Annotated in this window: 1 protein-coding gene; it reads left to right on the top strand. The window is 67.4% G+C overall.

Going from position 1 to position 1,044, the window contains the following annotated elements; all coding sequences use genetic code 11:
• Positions 1-1,044: hypothetical protein (locus AC1DX0_RS36315; RefSeq protein ID WP_477359385.1), on the top strand; the 1,044-nt coding region annotated here is incomplete at both ends.

The following is a 1,044-nucleotide window of genomic DNA, read 5'->3' as shown; positions in this document are numbered from 1 at the left end:
CGGCCGGCAACCTGGTCATCAACATCGTCGACGATGTGCCGACAGCCCATGCCGACACCGACAGCCTCGCYGCCAACCAGTTCACCGCCGAGACCGGCAACGTCATCACCGCGGTCGGCACCACCGCGCCGGTCACCGGTGTCGACGTGCTTGGCGCCGATGGCGCAACCGTCGCAGGCGTCGCGGCCGGCAACACCAATGCCAATCTCGACAGCGCCGCAACGATCGGCTCGGTCATCCACGGCACCTATGGCGATCTGACGCTCGGCGCCAATGGCGACTACAGCTACCTCCGCAACCCCGGCTCGCCCGGCGGTGTCAGCGACGTCTTCACCTACACCATCAAGGACGGCGACGGCGACCTGTCGCACACCACGCTGACCATCTCGGTCAGCGACTCCACGCCGACCGACAACATCCCGGCGCCGGGGCTCGCCTCGACCACCGTCTATGAAGCAGGCCTGCCGCCGCATACCGGCCTGCCGGCCGGCTCCGGCGAGATCGCCGACGGCAATCCCAACAACAACTCCAACACCACCGAGACCACCTCGGGCACCATCGGCTTCACCTCGCCAGACGGCATCCAGACCGTCTCGCTCGGCGGCCATGTCCTGACCGGCGTGCCGCAGACCTTCACCGACGCCACCGGCTCGATGACGGCCAGCTATGTCTATAATGCCAACACCGGTGTCGGCTCGATCAGCTACGCCTACACGCTCACCACCAACACTTCGGGCGACAACACCAGCACCTCGTTCGCGGTCGTCGTCACCGACGCCGACGGCGACAGCGCTCCGGCCGGCAACCTGGTCATCAACATCGTCGACGATGTGCCGACAGCCCATGCCGACACCGACAGCCTCGCCGCCAACCAGTTCACCGCCGAGACCGGCAACGTCATCACCGCGGTCGGCACCACCGCGCCGGTCACCGGTGTCGACGTGCTTGGCGCCGATGGCGCAACCGTCGCAGGCGTCGCGGCCGGCAACACCAATGCCAATCTCGACAGCGCCGCAACGATCGGCTCGGTCATCCACGGCACCT

This window comes from Mesorhizobium sp. P3_A9 (assembly GCF_056402975.1).
This window is presented reverse-complemented; position numbering and strand designations above follow the sequence as displayed.